Origin of the sequence: Fulverythrobacter ferritrahens, assembly GCF_020539485.1 — a bacterium.
Lineage (GTDB): Bacteria > Pseudomonadota > Alphaproteobacteria > Sphingomonadales > Sphingomonadaceae > Andeanibacterium > Andeanibacterium ferritrahens.
The window spans coordinates 230,429-249,303 of record NZ_JACDXU010000003.1 but is presented as its reverse complement, the minus strand read 5'-3'; the positions used below and the strand labels follow the sequence as shown (position 1 = coordinate 249,303).

The window sequence follows — 18,875 nt, the reverse complement described above, 5'->3', positions numbered from 1 at the left end:
GAACGGAAGCGAATTATGCTCAACACACCTCCCGGCCCGACACTTCTCGGCTTCGACGTTATCGCGATCGGCAGCGTGCTGGCGGGAATCGCTGCGCTGGCAATGATGATGGCTGTCTATGCCGCGCTCACCGTGCGCGATCCGATGGCCCGCCGCGTGAAGACGCTCAACGCCCGGCGCGAAGAGCTGAAAGCGGGCATCGTCACCGCAACCGCCAAGAAGCGCCAGAGCCTCGTCCGCAACAGCGAAGCGACTGACCGGATGAAGCAGACGCTGGAGAAGATGAAGGTTCTCCAGGACAGTCAGGTCAAACAGATTCAGCAGAAGCTGGCGCAGGCAGGCTATCGCAACAAGGAATGGGCTGTCGCCGTTATCTTCGCGCGTATGGTGCTGCCCATCACGCTGGGCCTGATTGCCATCGTGCTGGTCTATTGGAGCAACACCTTTCCAGACTGGAGCAGTTTCAAGCGGTTCATGGTCTTCGCCGTGGCGATTATCGCCGGCTACAAGGCCCCCGATCTGTTCCTCAGCAACAAGATCCAGAAACGCTCCCACGCGATCCGCAAGGGATTGCCCGACGCGCTCGATCTGCTGGTAATCTGTGCCGAAGCAGGTCTGACGGTTGATGCTGCGTTCAACCGCGTGGCCAAGGAACTGGGGCGCGCATATCCGGAACTCGGCGACGAGTTCATGCTGACCTCGATCGAGCTTTCTTTCCTTACCGAGCGCCGGATGGCCTTCGAAAACCTCGCCTATCGCGTCGATCTGGATTCGGTGCGAGGTGTGGTGACGACCATGATCCAGACCGAACGCTATGGCACGCCGCTCGCCTCTGCACTGCGCGTTCTCTCGGCCGAGTTCCGGAACGAGCGCATGATGCGGGCTGAAGAAAAGGCCGCTCGCCTGCCGGCGATCATGACGGTGCCGCTCATCCTGTTCATTCTGCCGGTGCTGTTCATCGTCATTCTCGGTCCCGCCGCCTGCTCCATTGCGGATACTTTCGCATCGCAGCCCGGCAGCGCATCGAGCTGATTCCGACCAATTCAAAGGCCCTTTTCCGAACTCCGGCGAAGGGCCCTTACCTTGCTATTCGGGTTGAGTTGGAAAGCCAGGCCGCTGAACGCGATCGGCAGCTCAGTCGTAATTACCGCTGTCGATGCCTTCCGCATGCAGATCGCGCACTTCCTTCTTCAGGCGCACCAGCAGGGCCTTGAAGCCAGCGATCTCTTCCGGAGTGAAGCTGGCGAGAAGGCGCCGCTCCATTTCGAGAGCAAGAGGCATGATCTCGCCATACATGCGCCGGCCCTCAGCGGTCAGTTCCAGCAAGTGGGAGCGTCCATCCCTGTTGTTGGGCTGGCGCCAGGCAAGGCCTCTCTCCTCCAGTTCCTTGCAGGCGCGGTTGACGGCCACCTTGTCCATCAGGGTAAGCGCCGCAAGATCACGCTGCGTCACTGCGCCCGCATTCCCAAGCACGGCCATCACTCGCCATTCCGGGACCTTCAACCCAAACCGGCTGCGATATTCCAGCGCAATTCTTCCGCTCACCGCATTCGATGTGACCGAAAGCATATAGGGCAGGAAATCGGAAAGAGGCGAACTGGCGTCCATATAGTTTTCAATGTAACGATCTTGCATCGCAAAATGCAAGTATCGAACGCCAATACCCGCATTCTCTGGCGGGCTGTCCCCAATTCTCTTTCCGGTTATTTCATATACTGATCGAGGGAGCCTATCCCAGAACCCGCCCCGCAATAGCGTCCAGCCGCGCGACCACCGCCGGATCATGCATGCCGGGGACAGTGACGATTGCGCCATCCAGTGCTGTATCGATGGGGCTGGCCCGTCGCTCGGACGGCAATAATCGGGCCAGGACCGATAGGGTTGCCCGCGCCTTGCCCGCATTGTCGCGCATCACGTCAAGCACGTCTTCCACGTTCACCACTTCACCGCTTTCGCGCCAGCAATCATAATCCGTGACCATGGCCAGCAAAGCGTAGGGAAGCTCTGCCTCGCGCGCCAGGCGTGCTTCCGGCAGCGCCGTCATCCCGATCACATCCGCTCCCCAGGCACGATACATGTGGCTTTCCGCTCGGGTCGAGAATTGCGGCCCTTCGATGGCGACATAGCATCCGCCGCGATGCACCGGCGCACCCACCTGCGAAGCTGCATCCCCTACCAGCGCGGAAAGGCGCGGGCAGGTAGGATCGGCAAGGCTGACATGGGCGACCAGCCCTTCGCCAAAGAAGCTGCGCTCCCGGTTCAAGGTGCGGTCGATCATCTGGTCAACCACCACGAAGCCGCCCGGCGCGAAATCTTCGCGCAGTGAGCCGATGGCGGAGATCGAGAGGATATCCGTAACCCCGCAACGCTTCAGCACGTCGATATTTGCACGATAGTTGACGGCGCTGGGGGAAAGCCGGTGCCCTGCGCCATGGCGCGCAAGAAAGGTGAAGCGCACGTCCCCGATCCGGCCAGTCGTAATCGGCCCGGACGGTTCGCCGAAGCTGCTCTTGACCTCGATCTGCTGGGCATCCTCCAGGACATCCGCGTCATAGAGGCCGGTCCCGCCGATCACGCCGATATGCCAGCCTGCAGTCATCCGTTCCTCAACAATCCTGCCATGATGAAATCGATCAAATGGGTGCGATAACGGTCGCGCAATTCTTCGGAAAGCGCATCCTCGTCAAAGCAATAGCGCATGAAGAGGCGCGCCGCGAAGAAACGGTCTACCGCGCCGGTAAGACTGAAATAGAACAGCTGCGGATCGACCGGACGGAATACGCCCGCCTCCACGCCCTCGCCGATCAGCCTGTCATATGCCGCATAGATCGGGCTGAGATAGGCATTGGCGATACGCTGCGCTTCCACCGGCTCGCTTTCGCGGATCAGCCGCATCAACAAACGCTGGATGTAAGGCACCTCGTAAAAACGGTCCACAACCGCCCATATATGGCGGCGCAGCTTGGATTCGGGATCATGCTCCGATGCCAGCAGCGCTTTTACCGAAGCCAGGATGCTCGTCATGTCCCGGTCCAGCAGGGCCTTCATCAGCCCCGCCTTGTTGCCGAAGTAATATTTGACCAGTGCGGAATTCAGCCCCGACTGGCGGCTGAGCTGGGCAAGGGAAATGTCGACAGTGTCGCTTTCGCGCATGATCGCGGAAGCCGTGGCGAGCAATTGCTCCCGCGCTTCCGACGAAGTGTCCGGCACCGTCGCCATCTGCTTGCCCCCTCAACGATGGCGCCTCAACGTGGCTGCATGCGGATCGCGCCGTCGAGCCGCACATGTTCACCGTTGAAATAGGTGATTTCGATCATCGTCATCACCAGCTTGGCATATTCTTCCGGATGGCCGAGCCGCTTGGGGAACGGCACCTGAGCGGCGAGAGATTCCTGCGCGGCTTCCGGCAGGCCCGCCAGCAGCGGAGTGCGGAAAATGCCTGGCAGAATCGTGTTCACGCGAATGCCCTCGCTCATCAGGTCACGCGCGATCGGCAAGGTCATACCCACGATGCCGCCCTTGGACGCGGAATAGGCAGCCTGGCCCATCTGGCCATCCACCGCAGCAACGGAAGCCGTGTTGACGATGGCCCCCCGTTCATTGTCTTCCAGCGCGTCCAGCGCCATCATGCCTGCCGCCGCCTTGGCGATACAGCGGAAAGTGCCGACAGTGTTCACTTCCAGCGTCTTGGCAAAGGCGGCAATCGGGAAGTGCGAAATCGCCCCCGTTTCGCGATCACGGCGCGTAGTCTTGCCGATAGTGCCAATACCGGCGCAGTTCACCAGGATACGCTCCTGTCCATGAGCTGCGCGCGCCTTCGCAAAACCGGCATCGACCGACTCATCCGAAGTGACGTCCACATGGCAGAAGATGCCGCCAATCTCCGCGGCGACCGATTCGCCCTTTTCCTGCTGAAGATCGAACAGGGCGACCTTGGCGCCCTTGGCCGCGAGCGCGCGAGCAGTCGCCTCGCCAAGACCAGACGCGCCGCCAGTGACGACTGCGGAAACGTTGTTGTCGATCTTCAAGCTAACCTCCCTCATCCGCTGGAATCAGCGAAAATTTAACCGCTCGGCTAAGCGGCTGTCTCCGCGCGGTCAAGCAGGCAGGGAATGTGGCAAATATTTCGTCTCGGTTGCAACTGTTGTGCAATTGCAACATTTCCGCAGTGAATGCCGCGCCGCAAAGTAATTTGAATTGAAACCAGTCCAGCCATCCCGCAGGTGAAGCTCAGCAGACTTGCTAATTCCGTGACCGGGCGCGCTGAAAATGGGGCCGTCCGGCCATGTTTCATTTCGAGAGCCTGGCATGTTTTCCGGGCCTGCAATGGGGACTGAATCTGTGAAAATCCAATCCCGTCTGAAGGGTGCTGCAGCACCCATCGCGCTGTCCATCGCTATGATGGCACAGCCGGTTCTTGCCCAGGATGACGATTCCATCGCCACCGTGGACTCGGCCGATGACGCCGACGCTGTGATCATTGTTACCGGTTCGCGCATCGCGCGCAGCCAGCTGAACGAGCCCAACCCGATCACCGGCGTCAATGCCGAACAGATCGAGCGTTCGGGCGACGTGAACGTGGTGGACACGCTGGTCCGCAACCCCGCCCTGCTGGGCTCCGTTGGCTCCGCAGGCAGCGCCGGCTCCAACACCGGCGTTGGCCTCGGTTACACCGGCGTCAATCTGCTGGATCTGCGCAACCTGGGCGTCAACCGCACTCTGGTGCTGGTGAACGGCAAGCGTCACGTCGCCGGCGTTCCTGAATCCGCAGCGGTCGACATCAGTTCGGTCCCGCAGGATCTGATCGAGCGCATCGACGTGCTGACCGGTGGTGCCTCGGCTATCTACGGTGCCGACGGCGTTTCGGGCGTGGTCAACTTCGTTCTCAAGCGCGATTTCGAGGGTCTGAACCTGCGCGCGCAAACCGGCTGGACGACCTATGGCGACGGCAACCAGACCTTGCTTTCGGCCACTGCCGGCAAGAACTTCGCCGACGGCCGCGGCAATATCGCGGTTTCTTATGAATATGCCCGCCAGGAACGTGTCGACACGCGTGATCGCAACTATCTGGGCAACAACAGCCGCTTCTACGGCCTGATCCGTAATCCGGACGATATCCCTGACGATCCGAACGTGCCCGATCGTATCCTGATTGGTAACACCGGCTGGGCCGACAGCTCGATGGATGGCGCTGTCGATCTCGATCTCGATGGCATCCCCGATTACACCGGCAGCGGCAAGGTCTATGACCGTGGCCAGGTTCTCAGCCAGTCGGGCGGCCTCGCCATCGGCGGCAGCAACACTCCGCGCGCCGGATATTACGGCGATATCGTTCCGGAGACGGAGCGCCACGTCGGGAACGCGCTGTTCAGCTATGAACTGTCGCCCGCCATCCGCTTCTTTGCCGAAGGCAAATATGCGAAGATGAAGGCGTTCTCGATCAGCCAGCCGAGCTTCGACTTCTACACCGTCATGCAGGCCGACAACTTCTACCTGAACGATCGCTTCGGTGACCTCGTTCAGGGCCCGGCCCTGCTGAGCCGCGACAATTTCGACCTCGGTCAGCGCGGTGAATACAATGACCGCGAAACCTGGCGCGTCGTTGCCGGTTTCGAAGGTGAGATTTCGGATCACGCGCGGTACGAGATTTCGTATGTCTATGGCGAAACCTCGGCCAATGTCCGCAACAGCCATGCCCGTATCGCCGATCGTTACTTTGCAGCGCTCGACTCGATCGACGACGGCACCGGCAAGCCCGTTTGCCGCATCGACGTCGATGGCACCGGCATCATCGATCCGGACAATTATGGCGGCCCCGCCGTCAGCTTCACCCCTGGCGCGAACAGCGGCTGCGTTCCGCTCAACCTGCTGGGCGAAGGCGTAGCTTCGCAGGCCGCAATTGACTGGATGACGCGTGAATCGCTGTCCAGTTCCAAGGTCACGCAGAGCGTTGCGTCGGGCTCGGTCAGCGGCGATTTCGGCAAGTTCTTCGAACTGCCGGGCGGCCCGATCGGTTTCGCCTTCGGCGCCGAATATCGCCGGGAAACCAGCGAAGCCACGTTCGACGAATACTACCGGAACGGTTGGTACGCAGACAGCGCGCAGTTCGCCAATTCCAAGGGGGACTTCGACGTTTCGGAAGTCTTCGGCGAACTGAATGTGCCGATCTTCGAAGGCGCTCCGCTTGCCGAAACGCTGTCCTTCGGTGCGGCTATCCGTCTCTCGGACTATTCGAGCATCGGCAGCACCACCGCCTGGAAGGTTGACGGCGTCTACGCTCCGATCCCGGACATCCGGTTCCGTGCGACCTATTCGGAATCGGTTCGTGCTCCGAATATCGGTGAACTGTACGGCGCTCAGGCCGGTGGCTATTTGTTCATCGACGATCCGTGCGATCTGAACAACATCAACGATGGTACCGAATACCGCATCGCGAACTGCAAGACGCTGCTGGGCGGCTTGGGCCTGACGCCGGACGAAATCGCCAATTTCGAACCGTCGTCGGATGCCGAAGCCAATACCAGCATTCTGGGCTTCTCGAGCGGCAATCCCAACCTGAAGGCGGAAAAGGCCAAGACCTGGACTGCCGGCGTTGTGCTTCGCCCCTCCTTCGCCCCGCGTCTGGCCATGAGCTTCGACTGGTATAACATCGTCATCGATGGTGCGATCAACACGGCAACGGCACAGGATCTGGCCGAGCTCTGCGTTGACCAGCCGACGCTGGCCAACCAGTTCTGCCCGAACATCGATCGCAATCCCACCACGGGCTTTGTGACCGGCTGGCGCTCGTTCCCGCAGAACGTCGCCAAGTTCGAAACCGCAGGCTTCGACGCCACAGTGAACTACTCGGTTCCGCTGGGCGATCTGGGCCAGCTCGATTCCAGCCTTGTGGTCGGCTATCTCAACAAGCTGAACTACTTCTCGTCGCCGGGTGCCACCGTCGACAGCGACCTTAGCGAGCCCTACAAGCCGCAGTGGACTGCTGCCTGGGATCTGGCCTGGACTATCGGTGACGTGACGGCCAGCTATTCGCTGACCTGGTGGGACAAGACCCGCCGCTACACCACCGAGCAGCTTGCCGGCAATCCGGACATCAGCGATCCGAAGTACTTCTTCTACAAGGCCCGGGTGGAGCATGACATCCGCGTCTCGGCCGACTTCGATGACAGGTTCACCGTCTATGGCGGCATCAACAACCTGTTCAACACGAAGCCGGACCTGGCGCTGGACTATCCGGTCTCTGCCTTTGGCCGCTTTGCCTATATCGGCGTGAAGGCGAAGCTCGGCAGCTTCTTCTGATCGTTCCGAACACGACAAAAGAAAGGGCGGCCTCACCGGGCCGCCCTTTTTTATTGGCGCTAACAGGAGAATGGCCCCCTGTCTAAAGGGGCGCACTCTCCGTCTCAGCTGACGGCGATGTTCAGCGCGCCGTCGCCCTCATCGACATTGACCGTCGAACCGTCCGGAATATCCCCGGCCAGCAGCTTCTCGGCCAAGGGATCCTGCAGGTAACGCTGCACCGCCCGCTTCAATGGCCTTGCGCCATAGACGGGATCGTATCCCACCCGGCCCAGCCAGCGGCGTGCCGCCTCGGTCAGGTCGAGCGTGATCTTGCGGTCCTTCAGCAGCTTCTGCACCCGGCCCACCTGGATATCGACGATCGGTTCCATATTCGCCTGGCTCAGGCGGTGGAACAGGATGATCTCGTCCAGGCGATTGAGGAATTCGGGGCGGAAATGGGCCCGGACCACTTCCATCACCTGCGGTTCGACCGAAGATACGTCCTGCCCATCTTCCATGGTCGCCAGGAACTGGCTGCCAAGGTTGCTGGTGAGGATGATCAGCGTGTTGGAGAAATCCACCACGCGGCCCTGTCCGTCGGTCAGGCGGCCATCGTCCAGCACCTGCAGCAGGACGTTGAACACATCGGGATGCGCCTTCTCCACCTCGTCGAACAGCACAACCTGATAGGGCCGGCGCCGCACGGCTTCGGTCAGGACACCGCCTTCCTCATAGCCGACATAGCCCGGAGGGGCACCGATGAGGCGTGCAACGGCGTGCTTCTCCATGAACTCGCTCATGTCGATGCGCACCATCGCGCTGTCATCGTCGAACAGGAATTCCGCCAGCGCCTTGGTCAGCTCAGTCTTGCCCACGCCCGTGGGGCCAAGGAACAGGAAGCTGCCCAAGGGCCGGTTCGGGTCCTGCAGGCCCGCACGCGCACGGCGCACGGCCTTGGACACGGCCTCGACCGCCTGAGCCTGCCCGATCACGCGCTTGCCGATCATCTGCTCCATCTGGAGCAGCTTCTCGCGCTCGCCTTCCATCATCTTGTCGACCGGCACACCGGTCCACTTGCTGACGACGGCGGCAATGTCGTCCTCGGTCACTTCCTCGCGCAGCAGGGCGTTTCCTGACTGGGACTGAGCCTCGGCCAGCTTCTTCTCCAGTTCGGGAATCCGGCCATAGGAAAGCTCGCCCGCCCTGGCGAGATCGCCCTGGCGCTGCGCCTGTTCCAGCTCAAGCCGGGCAGTATCGAGTTCTTCCTTGATCTTGCCTTCGGCGGCGATCTTGTCGCGCTCGTTCTGCCAGCGGGTGGTCAGCTCGCTCGATTGCTGTTCGAGATTGGCCAGCTCCTCGCGCAGAGCGGCGAGCCGGTCCTTGGAGGCGGTGTCCGTTTCTTTCGAGAGGGCCATTTCCTCGATCTTGAGCTGGATGATCTTGCGGTCCAGCTTCTCGATTTCCTCGGGCTTGCTCTCCACTTCCATGCGGATGCGGCTGGCAGCCTCGTCCATCAGGTCGATCGCCTTGTCGGGCAGGAAGCGGTTGGTGATGTAACGGTTGGAAAGCGTCGCCGCCGCGACGATCGCGCCATCGGTGATGCGCACGCCGTGATGCAGCTCGTACTTTTCCTTCAACCCGCGCAGGATGCTGATCGTATCCTCCACGGTCGGCTCACCGACATAGACCGGCTGGAAGCGACGCTGCAGGGCAGCGTCCTTCTCGACATATTTCTGATATTCGTCGAGCGTGGTCGCGCCGATGCAATGCAGCTCGCCGCGCGCGAGCGCGGGCTTGAGCAGATTGCCGGCATCCATCGAACCTTCCGAAGCACCCGCGCCGATCAGCGTGTGCATTTCGTCAATGAACAGAATGATCTCGCCTTCTGCGCCCTTCACTTCGTCGAGCACGGCCTTCAACCGTTCCTCGAACTCGCCGCGATATTTCGCACCGGCGATCAGCGCGCCCATGTCGAGCGCCATCAGCTTGCGGTCCTTCAGACTGTCAGGCACGTCGCCATTGGCGATGCGCAGGGCCAGCCCTTCGACGATGGCGGTCTTGCCGACGCCGGGATCGCCAATCAGCACGGGATTGTTCTTGGTGCGCCGGGCAAGGATCTGCACCGTACGGCGGATTTCCTCGTCACGGCCGATCACCGGATCGAGCTTGCCTGCACGCGCGGCCTCGGTGAGGTCGCGGGCATATTTCTTCATCGCCTCATAGCTTTCTTCGGCGCCTGCGGAATTGGCGGCGCGGCCACCAGTCACTTCCTGGATTGCCGCTTCCAGAGCCTTGGCATCGACATTGGCAGCCTTCAACGCCTGCCCCGCCGCCGTGGTGGAAGCGAGCGCCATGGCCTGCACGATACGCTGCACCGGCACGAAGCTGTCGCCTGCTTTGGCGGCAAGCTGCTCGGCGTGGTCGAGAATGCGCACAGTATCATTGTCGAGGCCCGGAGTGGCCTGCGCACCGCTGCCGGAGACGGAGGCAATCTTCGCCAGCGCCTTGTCCACTTCCGCAGTGGCGATCTGCGCATTGCCGCCCGCGCGCTGGATCAGCTGCGCGGCCATGCCTTCGCTGTCTTCCAGCAGGGCCTTGAGCAGATGTTCCGGAGTGATCCGCTGATGGTTCATGCGGATGGCAACGGTCTGTGCGCTCTGCAGGAAGCCCTTGGCGCGGTCAGTGAATTTTTCGAGATTCATGGGGTGCCCTCAATACCTTTCCGCCTGGATATGGTGTTGCACTTTAGCAACACAAGCCCTCGCTCCCGGTTTTTGTTCAGCTTCATGCCCCTAAATATGGGCAGGTGTTACACATGTTACAGACCCATCGCGCAGAAATCCGGGGCACTCACTGATATGTATCAAGGCTCGCCAGCAAGCTCTGCATCCGGACTCGAACGAAAGGCGCGGTTCATTCCGAAGGCTAACCCAGCCGGCACCCTGTAGGAAAGTTTTGAACGCGCCGATGCGCTGAAACATGCCGTTCGTCGATATGAAGTGACGGGGCGCCGAGCAGGCGTTAGGCCTGCGGGATAGTTTCGAAGGTTTCCATTTCCTCCGGTGCGAGGAATCGAAGCCCGCCGCATATCAAGGGACTGACCATGCGCCGCAAATTCGCCCCCGTTCTTCTCGCCACACTCACTGCCTCGCTCACTCTCGCGCCCTGCGGGGCCCTCCAGGCGCAGGCGACGCAGAAGTCCTCGCCCGCCGCCAAACCCGCCCCGCTGGCCAAGCTGGTGGAGCAGGTGAACATTCCCTACGAGACCTTCACTCTGCCTAATGGGCTGACCACCATCGTCCATACGGACCGCAAGGCCCCCGTAGTGGGAGTGACGATCTATTACCGGGTCGGCTCGAAGCACGAACCGCGCGGCCGCACGGGTTTTGCCCATCTGTTCGAGCATCTGATGTTCGGCGGTTCGGAGAATGTGGAGAATTTCGACATTCCGCTGGAGGCTGCCGGCTCCACTTCCACGAATGGCTCCACCTGGTTCGACCGCACCAATTATATCGAAACCGTGCCGACCGGAGCGCTGGACCTTGCGCTGTTCATGGAGAGCGACCGCATGGGCCACCTGCTGGGCGCGGTGACGCAGGACAAGCTCGATAAGCAGCGCAGCGTCGTCCAGAACGAGAAGCGGCAAGGTGACAACCAGCCTTACGGACTGGTCGATTACGCGGTGAATGAAGGCCTGCTGCCCGTGGGCCATGCCTATCGCCATTCCACCATCGGTTCGATGGCGGATCTCGACGCGGCCAGCCTCACCGATGTGCGCAAGTGGTTCACAGACAATTACGGGCCGAACAATGTGATCCTCGTCCTGTCGGGCGATATCGACGCGGCGACTGCCCGGCCCAAGGTGGAAAAGTGGTTCGGCGACATTCCGCGCGGGCCGGATGTGGCGAAGGTCACTGCCGAGCCGATTACCCTCGCCGCGCCCGTCCTCCGCGAAATGGCCGATCAGGTGCCGGTGACGCGCATCTATCGCACCTGGAGCGGCCCGGCGCTCACCCATGCGGATGCAGTTCCGCTGGCCATCGGGATGCATGTTCTGGGCGGCCTTGCCAGTTCCCGCCTCGACAATGCGCTGGTGCGGGACGAGCAGCTGGCCGTGCGCGTTTCCGCCGCTGCCCAGCAGTTCGAGCAATTGAGCTTCCTGCAGGTGGAAATGGACGTGAAGCCCGGTGTGGACCGGGCACAGGCCGAGAAGCGTCTGGACGAGATCATTGCCGATCTCGTGAAGAACGGCCCCACTCAGGATGAATTGCAGCGCGCCGCCACGCAGAGCGTTTCCGCCCAGATCGGCGCGCTCGAAGTGGTCGGCGGCTTTTCCGGCAAGGGCGCCACGCTGGCGGAAGGACTGCTCTATGCGGGCGATCCGGCCAACTACAAGCGCGAGCTTGAGCGGATGGCGGCCCTCATTCCGGCGGAAGTGCAGCAGGCCATGCAGCGCTGGCTGGACCGCCCTGCCCTGCGCCTGGCCGTGGTGCCGGGCGAGCGGACCGAAGATGGCGCCGCCATGGGCGGCTGGGGCGATGAAGGCACCACCCCCGCCCCCTCGCCCGACGCCAAGGCCCCGGTGCCCGATATCGCTCGCAGCGCCCCCCGCGAATATCCCCCCGTTGCCGAGGTGGGCGAACTCACCTTCCCCGGCATCGAGCGGGCAAAGCTGGATAATGGCATCACCGTCACCCTGGCCCGGCGCACCGCGATACCCAAGGTTTCGCTCCACCTTTCCTTCGATGCTGGCTTCGCCGCCGATGGCCCCGCCGCGGCGGGCACCCAGTCGCTGATGATGAACCTGCTGGAGGAAGGGACCACCACCCGCACTGCAGTGCAGATCGCCGAAGAGCAGGAGCGCCTCGGCGCCTCCATCGCCACCGGGTCGGACATGGACAGCAGCTCGGTGACGCTCACCGCGCTTACCGCCAATCTCGCCCCGTCGCTGGAACTGATGGCCGATATGGTGCGCAACCCGGCCTTCAAGCCGGAAGACGTCGCCCGCGTGAAGGACCAGCGGCTGGCCGACATCGCGCAGGAAAAGGCATCGCCCTTCGGCCTTGCCACCCGCGCCCTGCGTCCGATCCTGTATGGCACAGCCCATCCCTATGGCACGGTCGGCGGCCTGGGCGACGAAAGCGTGATCGCCGCACTGACGCCGGAGGCGATCTCTGCCGAACATCGCCGCTGGCTGCGGCCGGACCTCGCCAGCATCACCGTGGTGGGCGACATCACCATGGACAAGCTGCTGCCCCAGCTCAACGCCACCTTCGGCCACTGGCCGGGCGTGCGCTCCATGCCGCCGCGCAAGGATCTCACCATTGCCACTCCCGCCCCGCAGCGCCGTCTGGTGGTGATCGACCGTCCGAACTCGCCGCAATCGGTGCTGGTCATGGGACGCCTGCTGCCGCTCACCGGCAAGCAGCAGGAGCAGGAAGCACTGGATCTCGCCAATGAAGTGATCGGCGACGGTTTCCTCTCCCGCCTCAATCTCGACCTGCGCGAGGACAAGGGCTGGAGCTATGGCGTGGGCAGCCAGATCATGCGTAACAAGGGACCGGAGGCCCTGCTGGTCTATACTCAGGTCCAGTCTGACAAGACCGCGGATTCGATCAGACTGATCCTCGACAACATGGCCGCTTTCCCCGGCGCTCGCCCGGTGGAAGATACCGAGTTCCAGCGCGTGACCGATGGCAATATTCGCGGCATGCCCAACCGCTATCAGACCAACGGTCAGGTGCTTGGCGCGCTGGTTTCCAACAGCGAACTGGGCCGGCCCGACGATTATCAGGTGAAGCTGCCGGAAATTTACCGGGCCGTGACCAAGGAATCGATCGACGCAGCGGCGCGGCAATATCTCCAGCCTTCCGATCTGGCGATCATCGTTGTGGGAGACCGCAAGGTGATCGATCAGCAGCTGGCGGGGCTGGACATGCCGGTTGAATATGTCGATACTGACAACAATGTAAGTGAAGTGGAATAGCCCGCCGCTTGCCCCTTTCGAGAGGAGAACACCATGTCCGTTGCCGGAACCTATGAATGCCTGACCAAGACCCCGATGGGTGACCAGACCAGCACTTTCACGGTCGTCCCTTCCGATGACGGCACCAGCTTCACCGGCCTCAATGCCGGCCCGCTCGGCTCGCTGGAAGTCAAGGAAGGCAAGATCGACGGCAACACGTTGACCTGGAAAATGGACATGACCGTGCCCATGCCGCTCACCCTGGAAGCCACCGCCACGATCGACGGCGACACGCTGACCGGCACCGTCAATGCGGGCGCATTCGGCGCAATGCCGATGACCGGCACCCGCAAGGGCTGATTTAAGGCCGACCGAAATGCAACAGGGCGCCGGATCACTCCGGCGCCCTGTTTGTTTCAATTGCCTTCGTTATCGAACCTGAAAATCAAATACCCGGGCGGTCATGACCCCGGCAGTGCCGCTAGCCCCAAGCGAGAATATGAAACCATATTCGCCAGGCGTAAGCTCTTGTTCGGGAACGACTTCGAAAACTCCCGGACGTATCTCGTTCGACTGGAAGGCTATGCGATCCTTGTCCATCACCCCACTCTTCGCACCAGCAATGTTCATACTCCCGACACGAGCCTCCCGGCGCCCTTCCTTCTTAGTCAATTCAATCAATGTGAACTCAGCGGGCGAATTCACAAAGGTGTTACTACCACTTGCCCATGTTGTTGCCGAACTAGCCTGGGAAACATCATCGAAGAAGAAGTAGAATTTCGGATTCTTGCCCGTTCGAATTGGCGCCTCTTCATTCTGAATGGCGACCTTTACGCTCGCTGAAGCGAGGCCTCCGGTCAATACGTAACCAAAAATCCCACCTGTCTTCGCCTGACTGGAAACGGTAAAATTCATCCGCTCCATTTTACCTACCTCGCCTTCCCCTGACAGGTAATAGAGGCCTGCAGGGTGTGCGACCATCGGATCAGGGGAGTTCAGCGAGAGAACCGGTGCCGCGCCTTGCTTTTTCTTAAGCATTGACGCGATGACTTGGGAACTCAACCCTCTTCGCCTCAAGTCTATCATTTCATCGGTAGAGAGATTGAACACGGCAGAATCGCTCTCGATTTTTGCAATGATTGCTTCGTCGCCGATCTGCAATTCATTTAACTGCATTATCTCATCGACCGTCAGCGGCTCTGCCAACGCGGTCCCGGACAAACCTAACGACAACGCCGAACCCACAGCCAAAACTGCACGAAACACCCCAACACCGCGCATACATTAATCCACAAGTTAGCCTCGCATGTTGGCTAACCGGAAAATGATGGAGCAACAAATGATAATCTCTCCCTTTCAGCCTAATTTCTTGCTATTTTGTAGAGCGTGCATATTCCATCTACTGATCAAGAGCCTACTTCCTCTTCAGAACTTCCCACGCATCGCCTGATAGGCTGCCGCCGCAACCGTATTCGCCAGATTGAGCGAACGGATCTTGTCGGAGCGCATGGGCAAATGGAACTGACGGCCGGGGAAGGCGCGCCAGATCGCTTCGGGAATGCCCTTGGTCTCCTGCCCGAAGACGAGGATGGCATCCTCCGGATAATCGGCATCGTAGAACGAGCTTGAGCCATGTTCCTCGAACAGGAACAACTGCTCGGCGCGCGGCTGCCGCTCGGCCACGAAGGCATCCCAGCTGGGAAACTCCGCCAGTTGAACATGGGGCCAGTAATCGAGGCCCGAGCGTTTTACCCGCGTATCGGAAATCTCGAAGCCCAGCGGGTGGATCAGCACCAGTTCGGCGCCCAGCGCCACACAGGTGCGCCCTACTGCGCCGGTATTGCCCGGAATCTCCGGCTGGACGAGGACGATGCTCAGCGGCATCGTCCGCTCCCAGAGAGGCTGCTCACCCCAGCTTCTTCTTCAGCAGCTCGTTCACAACCTGCGGATTGGCCTTGCCCTGCATGGCCTTCATCGTCTGGCCCACGAAGAAGCCGAACAGGGCTTCCTTGCCGCCCTTGTACTGCTCCACCTTGTCGCCATTGGCGGCCAGCACGCCGTCCACGGCAGCCTCGATGGCGCCCGTGTCGCTTTCCTGCTTGAGGCCTTCCCGCTCCACGATGGTGGCCGCACCGTCACCGGTTTCCAGCATCTTTTCGAGCACCTGCTTGGCGATCGAACCAGAGATCGTGCCGTCCGCGATCAGCGCCAGCAGTTCCGCCCCGTCCTCAGGCGAAACCGGGCTCTCGCCCAAGCTCTTGCCCAGCTTGTTGAGCGCGCCGAACAGTTCGGAAATCAGCCAGTTCGAAGCCTGCTTGGCAAGGTCCGCCTCAGGCTTGCCGGCCTTGGCAGCGGCAGCGGCGACGAGCGCTTCGAACCACCGCGCCGTTTCCACATCGGCGGTCAGCACGCCCGCGGCATAGGCGGACAGCCCCAGCGCCGTTTCATAGCGATGCCGCTTGGCATCGGGCAGTTCGGGCAACGAGGCGCGGCATTCCTCCAGGAATGCATCGTCCAGTTCCAGCGGCAACAGATCCGGATCGGGGAAATAGCGGTAATCATGCGCGTCTTCCTTGCTGCGCATGGACCGGGTGGTGTTCTTGTCCGGATCATAGAGCCGGGTTTCCTGCACAACCGTGCCGCCGCTCTCGATCAGATCGACCTGGCGGCGCGCTTCGCTCTCGACCACGGCCATCACGAAGCGGACCGAATTGACGTTCTTGGTTTCAGTGCGCGTGCCGAACGGCTCGCCGGGCTTGCGCACCGAAACGTTCACGTCCGCACGCATCGAGCCCTGATCCATATTGCCGTCGCACGAACCGACATAGCGCAGGATCGAGCGCAGCTTGGCAAGGTATGCCCCCGCTTCGGCCGGGCTGCGCATATCCGGGCGGCTGACGATTTCCATCAGCGCCACACCCGAGCGATTCAAATCGACATAGGACATGGTCGGATGCTGATCGTGCATCAGCTTGCCTGCGTCCTGTTCCACATGGATGCGCTCGATCCCGATGGTCTTGGTGCTGCCTTCGGGGTCCTTGTCGTCGAGGATCACCTCGAGGCTGCCTTCACCCACCAGCGGATGATAGAGCTGGCTGATCTGATAGCCCTGCGGAAGATCGGCGTAGAAGTAGTTCTTGCGGTCGAACCGGCTCCACTTGTTGATCTGGGCATTGATCGCCATCCCCGTGCGAACGGCCTGACGGATGCATTCGCGGTTGGGCACAGGCAGCATGCCGGGCATGGCCGCGTCGACCAGCGACACCTGGCTGTTCGGCTCCGCGCCGAAAGCCGTGGCCGCGCCCGAGAACAGCTTGGAATAGGAAGTTACCTGCGCATGGACTTCGAGGCCGATCACGACCTCCCATTCGCCCGTTGCACCCTGAATGCGATATTCGCTCATTTATCTTTCCATTCGCGAGCCTTAGGCCGCTCAATAACCGCTGAGAACAGTGTGGAGACAACCCATGCAATAATCAGCGCCGACCAAATTTTTGGATCAAGAACGATGAAATCTTGAATGAAACCAATAATTACAGCGCATACTAGAAATGCCATAAAGACAAGAACATTCGATATATGCCCGGCATGCCAGACGATATTTTCCGCCAATTTTAGAAGATTCTGCGCCATTCCTGCTAAAGCGAAAAGGAGAGTAGCAAGCAGCCATACCTTTTCCCAAGACAGGTTGGCATCACTCAACCCTCTTACAATAAGAAAACCCATCACCGGGCCAAAAATCATCGTTGCTGACCTGAAGGCATTGCGCACATTGTCTGCGCGCAATTTCTTCAGTTCAAACTCTGTCACCACCACTTCTCCGGCTTGGCTGCGAAGCCAGCCCGCTGTTCGATCGCCAGCCCCGCATTCAGCACACCCTGTTCGTCAAAGGCCTTGCCGATCAGCTGGAGGCCCAGCGGCAGGCCTTCCCTATTCAGCCCGGCGGGCACGCTCATCGCGGGCAGCCCGGCGAGCGAGGCGGGGACCGAGAACACGTCATTCAAATACATCGCCAGCGGATCGTCCAGCTTGTCGCCCAGCGGGAAGCTGGCGGTGGGCGTGGTCGGGGCCAGGATCACGTCGCATTCCGTGAAGGCGTTCTTGAAATCATGGCTGATCAGCGTGCGGACCTTCTGCGCCTGCGTGTAATAGGCGTCATAGAAACCGGCGCTGAGCACATAGGTGCCGATCAGGATGCGGCGCTTCACCTCGTCGCCGAAACCGGCAGCGCGGGTGGCGGCATACATGTCCTGCAGGCCGGCACCATCGGGCAGATCGCGCAGGCCATAACGCACGCCGTCATAGCGAGCGAGGTTGGACGAGGCCTCTGCCGGGGCGATGATGTAATAGGTCGGCAGGGCATATTTGGTGTGCGGCAGCGAGATATCGACGATCTCCGCGCCAGCATCCTTCAGCCAGGCGATGCCATCGTCCCAGCTCTTGGCCACTTCGGCATCCATCCCGTCCATGCGATATTCGCGCGGGATGCCCACCTTCTTTCCCCTGAGATCGGCATTCAGCCCGGCTTCCCATTCGGGCACCGGCAGGTCGAGGCTGGTCGCGTCCTTGGGGTCGAAGCCCGCCATCGCCTCCAGCATGATCGCACAGTCACGCACGTCGCGCGCCATCGGCCCCGCCTGATCTAGCGAACTGGCGAAGGCAACAATGCCCCAGCGGCTGCAACGGCCATAGGTCGGCTTGATGCCCGAAATGCCGGTGAAGGCGGCGGGCTGGCGGATCGAACCGCCCGTGTCCGTGCCGGTAGCCGCAGGGGCGAGCCGCGCGGACACCGCCGCGCTGGAGCCGCCCGAGGAGCCACCCGGGGCGAGCGCGGCATTGCTGCCCTGCTTACGCCACGGCGAAATCACATTGCCGAAATAGCTCGTCTCGTTCGACGAACCCATGGCGAACTGATCGAGGTTCAGCTTGCCCAGCATGCCAGCGCCTGCTTCCCACAGCTTGCGGGATACGGTGCTTTCATATTCGGGCTTGAAGCCTTCCAGAATGTGGCTGGCGGCCGTGGTCTGCACGCCCTGCGTGGCGAACAGATCCTTCATGCCGATGGGAACGCCGGCCATCTTGCCGAGTGCCTTGCCCGCAGCGCGATCCGCATCGACCTTGTCCGCCGCTTCCAGCGCCTTTTCCGGCGTAGCGACGATGAAGGCGTTGAGTGCGTCCTGCGCCGCGGCGACATTGGCGTTGAACGCCTCTGCTACTTCGCGCGCGGTGAAATCGCCCTTGGTCACGCCTTCGCGGATGGCGGCAACGCCGAGTTCGGTTACGTCAGTCATTATTCGATCACCTTGGGCACACCGAAGAAGCCGTGTTCGGCAGCGGGAGCATTGGCCAGAACCGCATCGCGCTTGCCGCCGCCGGTCAGCGGATCGGCATCCACCACATCGTCACGCAAGCGCAGGCTATTGGGGATCACGGCGGTCATCGGTTCGATGCCCGTCACGTCCACTTCGCCGAGTTGCTCCACCCAGGCGAGGATATTGTTGAACTCCGGCACCATCCGGTCGAGCTCTTCATCGCTCATCCGGAGGCGCGCGAGCGAGGCGATCTTCGCCACGGTTGCTTTATCGACTGACATGGCCGCGCGTTAGCTTGCCTGCGGCCCGCCTTCAAG

Annotated in this window: 15 protein-coding genes; 4 read left to right on the top strand and 11 right to left on the bottom strand. The window is 61.3% G+C overall.

Annotated elements, in window-relative coordinates:
• Nucleotides 1–15: 15 nt before the first annotated feature.
• On the top strand, nt 16–1,032 hold the full coding sequence (locus H0274_RS13295; RefSeq protein ID WP_226795977.1) for a type II secretion system F family protein: 1,017 nt from the start codon (nt 16–18) through the stop codon (nt 1,030–1,032).
• Nucleotides 1,033–1,134: 102 nt separating this feature from the next.
• Here the strand turns inward: H0274_RS13295 and H0274_RS13290 are convergent, their stop codons facing one another.
• From H0274_RS13290 to H0274_RS13275, 4 genes are all read right to left on the bottom strand, one after another.
• The gene (locus H0274_RS13290; protein ID WP_226795976.1) at nt 1,135–1,635 is read right to left on the bottom strand and encodes a MarR family winged helix-turn-helix transcriptional regulator; all 501 of its coding nucleotides are present in this window, start codon (nt 1,633–1,635) and stop codon (nt 1,135–1,137) included.
• A gap of 94 nt (nt 1,636–1,729) precedes the next feature.
• Nucleotides 1,730–2,599, bottom strand: a complete 870-nt coding sequence (mtnP, locus tag H0274_RS13285) for an S-methyl-5'-thioadenosine phosphorylase (RefSeq protein ID WP_226795975.1) — start codon at nt 2,597–2,599, stop codon at nt 1,730–1,732.
• On the bottom strand, nt 2,596–3,219 hold the full coding sequence (locus H0274_RS13280; protein WP_226795974.1) for a TetR family transcriptional regulator: 624 nt from the start codon (nt 3,217–3,219) through the stop codon (nt 2,596–2,598). The genes mtnP and H0274_RS13280 overlap by 4 nt, the downstream gene beginning before the upstream one ends.
• Nucleotides 3,220–3,245: 26 nt before the next feature.
• Nucleotides 3,246–4,043: an SDR family NAD(P)-dependent oxidoreductase gene (locus H0274_RS13275; protein ID WP_413463482.1), complete on the bottom strand. Its 798-nt coding sequence runs from the start codon at nt 4,041–4,043 to the stop codon at nt 3,246–3,248.
• Between the two features lie 298 nt (nt 4,044–4,341).
• Between H0274_RS13275 and H0274_RS13270 the strand changes: the two genes are divergently transcribed.
• The gene (locus tag H0274_RS13270) at nt 4,342–7,299 is read left to right on the top strand and encodes a TonB-dependent receptor domain-containing protein (RefSeq protein WP_226795972.1); all 2,958 of its coding nucleotides are present in this window, start codon (nt 4,342–4,344) and stop codon (nt 7,297–7,299) included.
• A 104-nt stretch (nt 7,300–7,403) separates the two neighbouring features.
• Here the strand turns inward: H0274_RS13270 and clpB are convergent, their stop codons facing one another.
• Nucleotides 7,404–9,983 carry an ATP-dependent chaperone ClpB gene (gene clpB, locus H0274_RS13265; RefSeq protein ID WP_226795971.1) on the bottom strand — a complete coding sequence of 860 codons (2,580 nt, stop codon included), beginning with the start codon at nt 9,981–9,983 and terminating at the stop codon, nt 7,404–7,406.
• A 401-nt stretch (nt 9,984–10,384) separates the two neighbouring features.
• Between clpB and H0274_RS13260 the strand changes: the two genes are divergently transcribed.
• A complete protein-coding gene (locus tag H0274_RS13260; protein WP_226795970.1) occupies nt 10,385–13,267 on the top strand; it encodes a M16 family metallopeptidase in 2,883 nt (960 codons plus the stop codon).
• Nucleotides 13,268–13,300: 33 nt separating this feature from the next.
• On the top strand, nt 13,301–13,606 hold the full coding sequence (locus tag H0274_RS13255) for a hypothetical protein (protein WP_226795969.1): 306 nt from the start codon (nt 13,301–13,303) through the stop codon (nt 13,604–13,606).
• A 69-nt stretch (nt 13,607–13,675) separates the two neighbouring features.
• On the opposite strand, the gene H0274_RS13250 is transcribed toward H0274_RS13255, so the two are convergent.
• From H0274_RS13250 to gatC, 6 genes are all read right to left on the bottom strand, one after another.
• A complete protein-coding gene (locus H0274_RS13250; protein WP_226795968.1) occupies nt 13,676–14,527 on the bottom strand; it encodes a hypothetical protein in 852 nt (283 codons plus the stop codon).
• Nucleotides 14,528–14,671: 144 nt separating this feature from the next.
• Nucleotides 14,672–15,130 (bottom strand): tRNA (cytidine(34)-2'-O)-methyltransferase, encoded by a 459-nt coding sequence (locus tag H0274_RS13245; RefSeq protein WP_226795967.1) that lies wholly within the window; start codon nt 15,128–15,130, stop codon nt 14,672–14,674.
• 22 nt (nt 15,131–15,152) lie between these two features.
• Entirely contained in the window at nt 15,153–16,649 is a 1,497-nt protein-coding gene (gene gatB / locus H0274_RS13240) for an Asp-tRNA(Asn)/Glu-tRNA(Gln) amidotransferase subunit GatB (RefSeq protein WP_226795966.1), read from the bottom strand.
• Nucleotides 16,646–17,056: a hypothetical protein gene (locus H0274_RS13235; RefSeq protein ID WP_226795965.1), complete on the bottom strand. Its 411-nt coding sequence runs from the start codon at nt 17,054–17,056 to the stop codon at nt 16,646–16,648. The genes gatB and H0274_RS13235 overlap by 4 nt, the downstream gene beginning before the upstream one ends.
• The gene (gene gatA / locus H0274_RS13230) at nt 17,053–18,537 is read right to left on the bottom strand and encodes an Asp-tRNA(Asn)/Glu-tRNA(Gln) amidotransferase subunit GatA (RefSeq protein WP_226795964.1); all 1,485 of its coding nucleotides are present in this window, start codon (nt 18,535–18,537) and stop codon (nt 17,053–17,055) included. The genes H0274_RS13235 and gatA overlap by 4 nt, the downstream gene beginning before the upstream one ends.
• Nucleotides 18,537–18,839: an Asp-tRNA(Asn)/Glu-tRNA(Gln) amidotransferase subunit GatC gene (gene gatC, locus H0274_RS13225; RefSeq protein ID WP_054531874.1), complete on the bottom strand. Its 303-nt coding sequence runs from the start codon at nt 18,837–18,839 to the stop codon at nt 18,537–18,539. Before gatC ends, gatA begins: the two co-directional genes overlap by 1 nt.
• Between the last annotated feature and the right edge of the window lie 36 nt (nt 18,840–18,875).

Coding starts and splice junctions, on each gene's coding strand:
- H0274_RS13295 (WP_226795977.1), top strand. CDS start 16: ATGCTCAACACACCTCCCGGCCCGACACTTCTCGGCTTCGACGTTATC.
- H0274_RS13290 (WP_226795976.1), bottom strand. CDS start 1,635: ATGCAAGATCGTTACATTGAAAACTATATGGACGCCAGTTCGCCTCTT.
- mtnP (WP_226795975.1), bottom strand. CDS start 2,599: ATGACTGCAGGCTGGCATATCGGCGTGATCGGCGGGACCGGCCTCTAT.
- H0274_RS13280 (WP_226795974.1), bottom strand. CDS start 3,219: ATGGCGACGGTGCCGGACACTTCGTCGGAAGCGCGGGAGCAATTGCTC.
- H0274_RS13275 (WP_413463482.1), bottom strand. CDS start 4,043: ATGAGGGAGGTTAGCTTGAAGATCGACAACAACGTTTCCGCAGTCGTC.
- clpB (WP_226795971.1), bottom strand. CDS start 9,983: ATGAATCTCGAAAAATTCACTGACCGCGCCAAGGGCTTCCTGCAGAGC.
- H0274_RS13260 (WP_226795970.1), top strand. CDS start 10,385: ATGCGCCGCAAATTCGCCCCCGTTCTTCTCGCCACACTCACTGCCTCG.
- H0274_RS13255 (WP_226795969.1), top strand. CDS start 13,301: ATGTCCGTTGCCGGAACCTATGAATGCCTGACCAAGACCCCGATGGGT.
- H0274_RS13250 (WP_226795968.1), bottom strand. CDS start 14,527: ATGCGCGGTGTTGGGGTGTTTCGTGCAGTTTTGGCTGTGGGTTCGGCG.
- H0274_RS13245 (WP_226795967.1), bottom strand. CDS start 15,130: ATGCCGCTGAGCATCGTCCTCGTCCAGCCGGAGATTCCGGGCAATACC.
- gatB (WP_226795966.1), bottom strand. CDS start 16,649: ATGAGCGAATATCGCATTCAGGGTGCAACGGGCGAATGGGAGGTCGTG.
- gatA (WP_226795964.1), bottom strand. CDS start 18,537: ATGACTGACGTAACCGAACTCGGCGTTGCCGCCATCCGCGAAGGCGTG.
- gatC (WP_054531874.1), bottom strand. CDS start 18,839: ATGTCAGTCGATAAAGCAACCGTGGCGAAGATCGCCTCGCTCGCGCGC.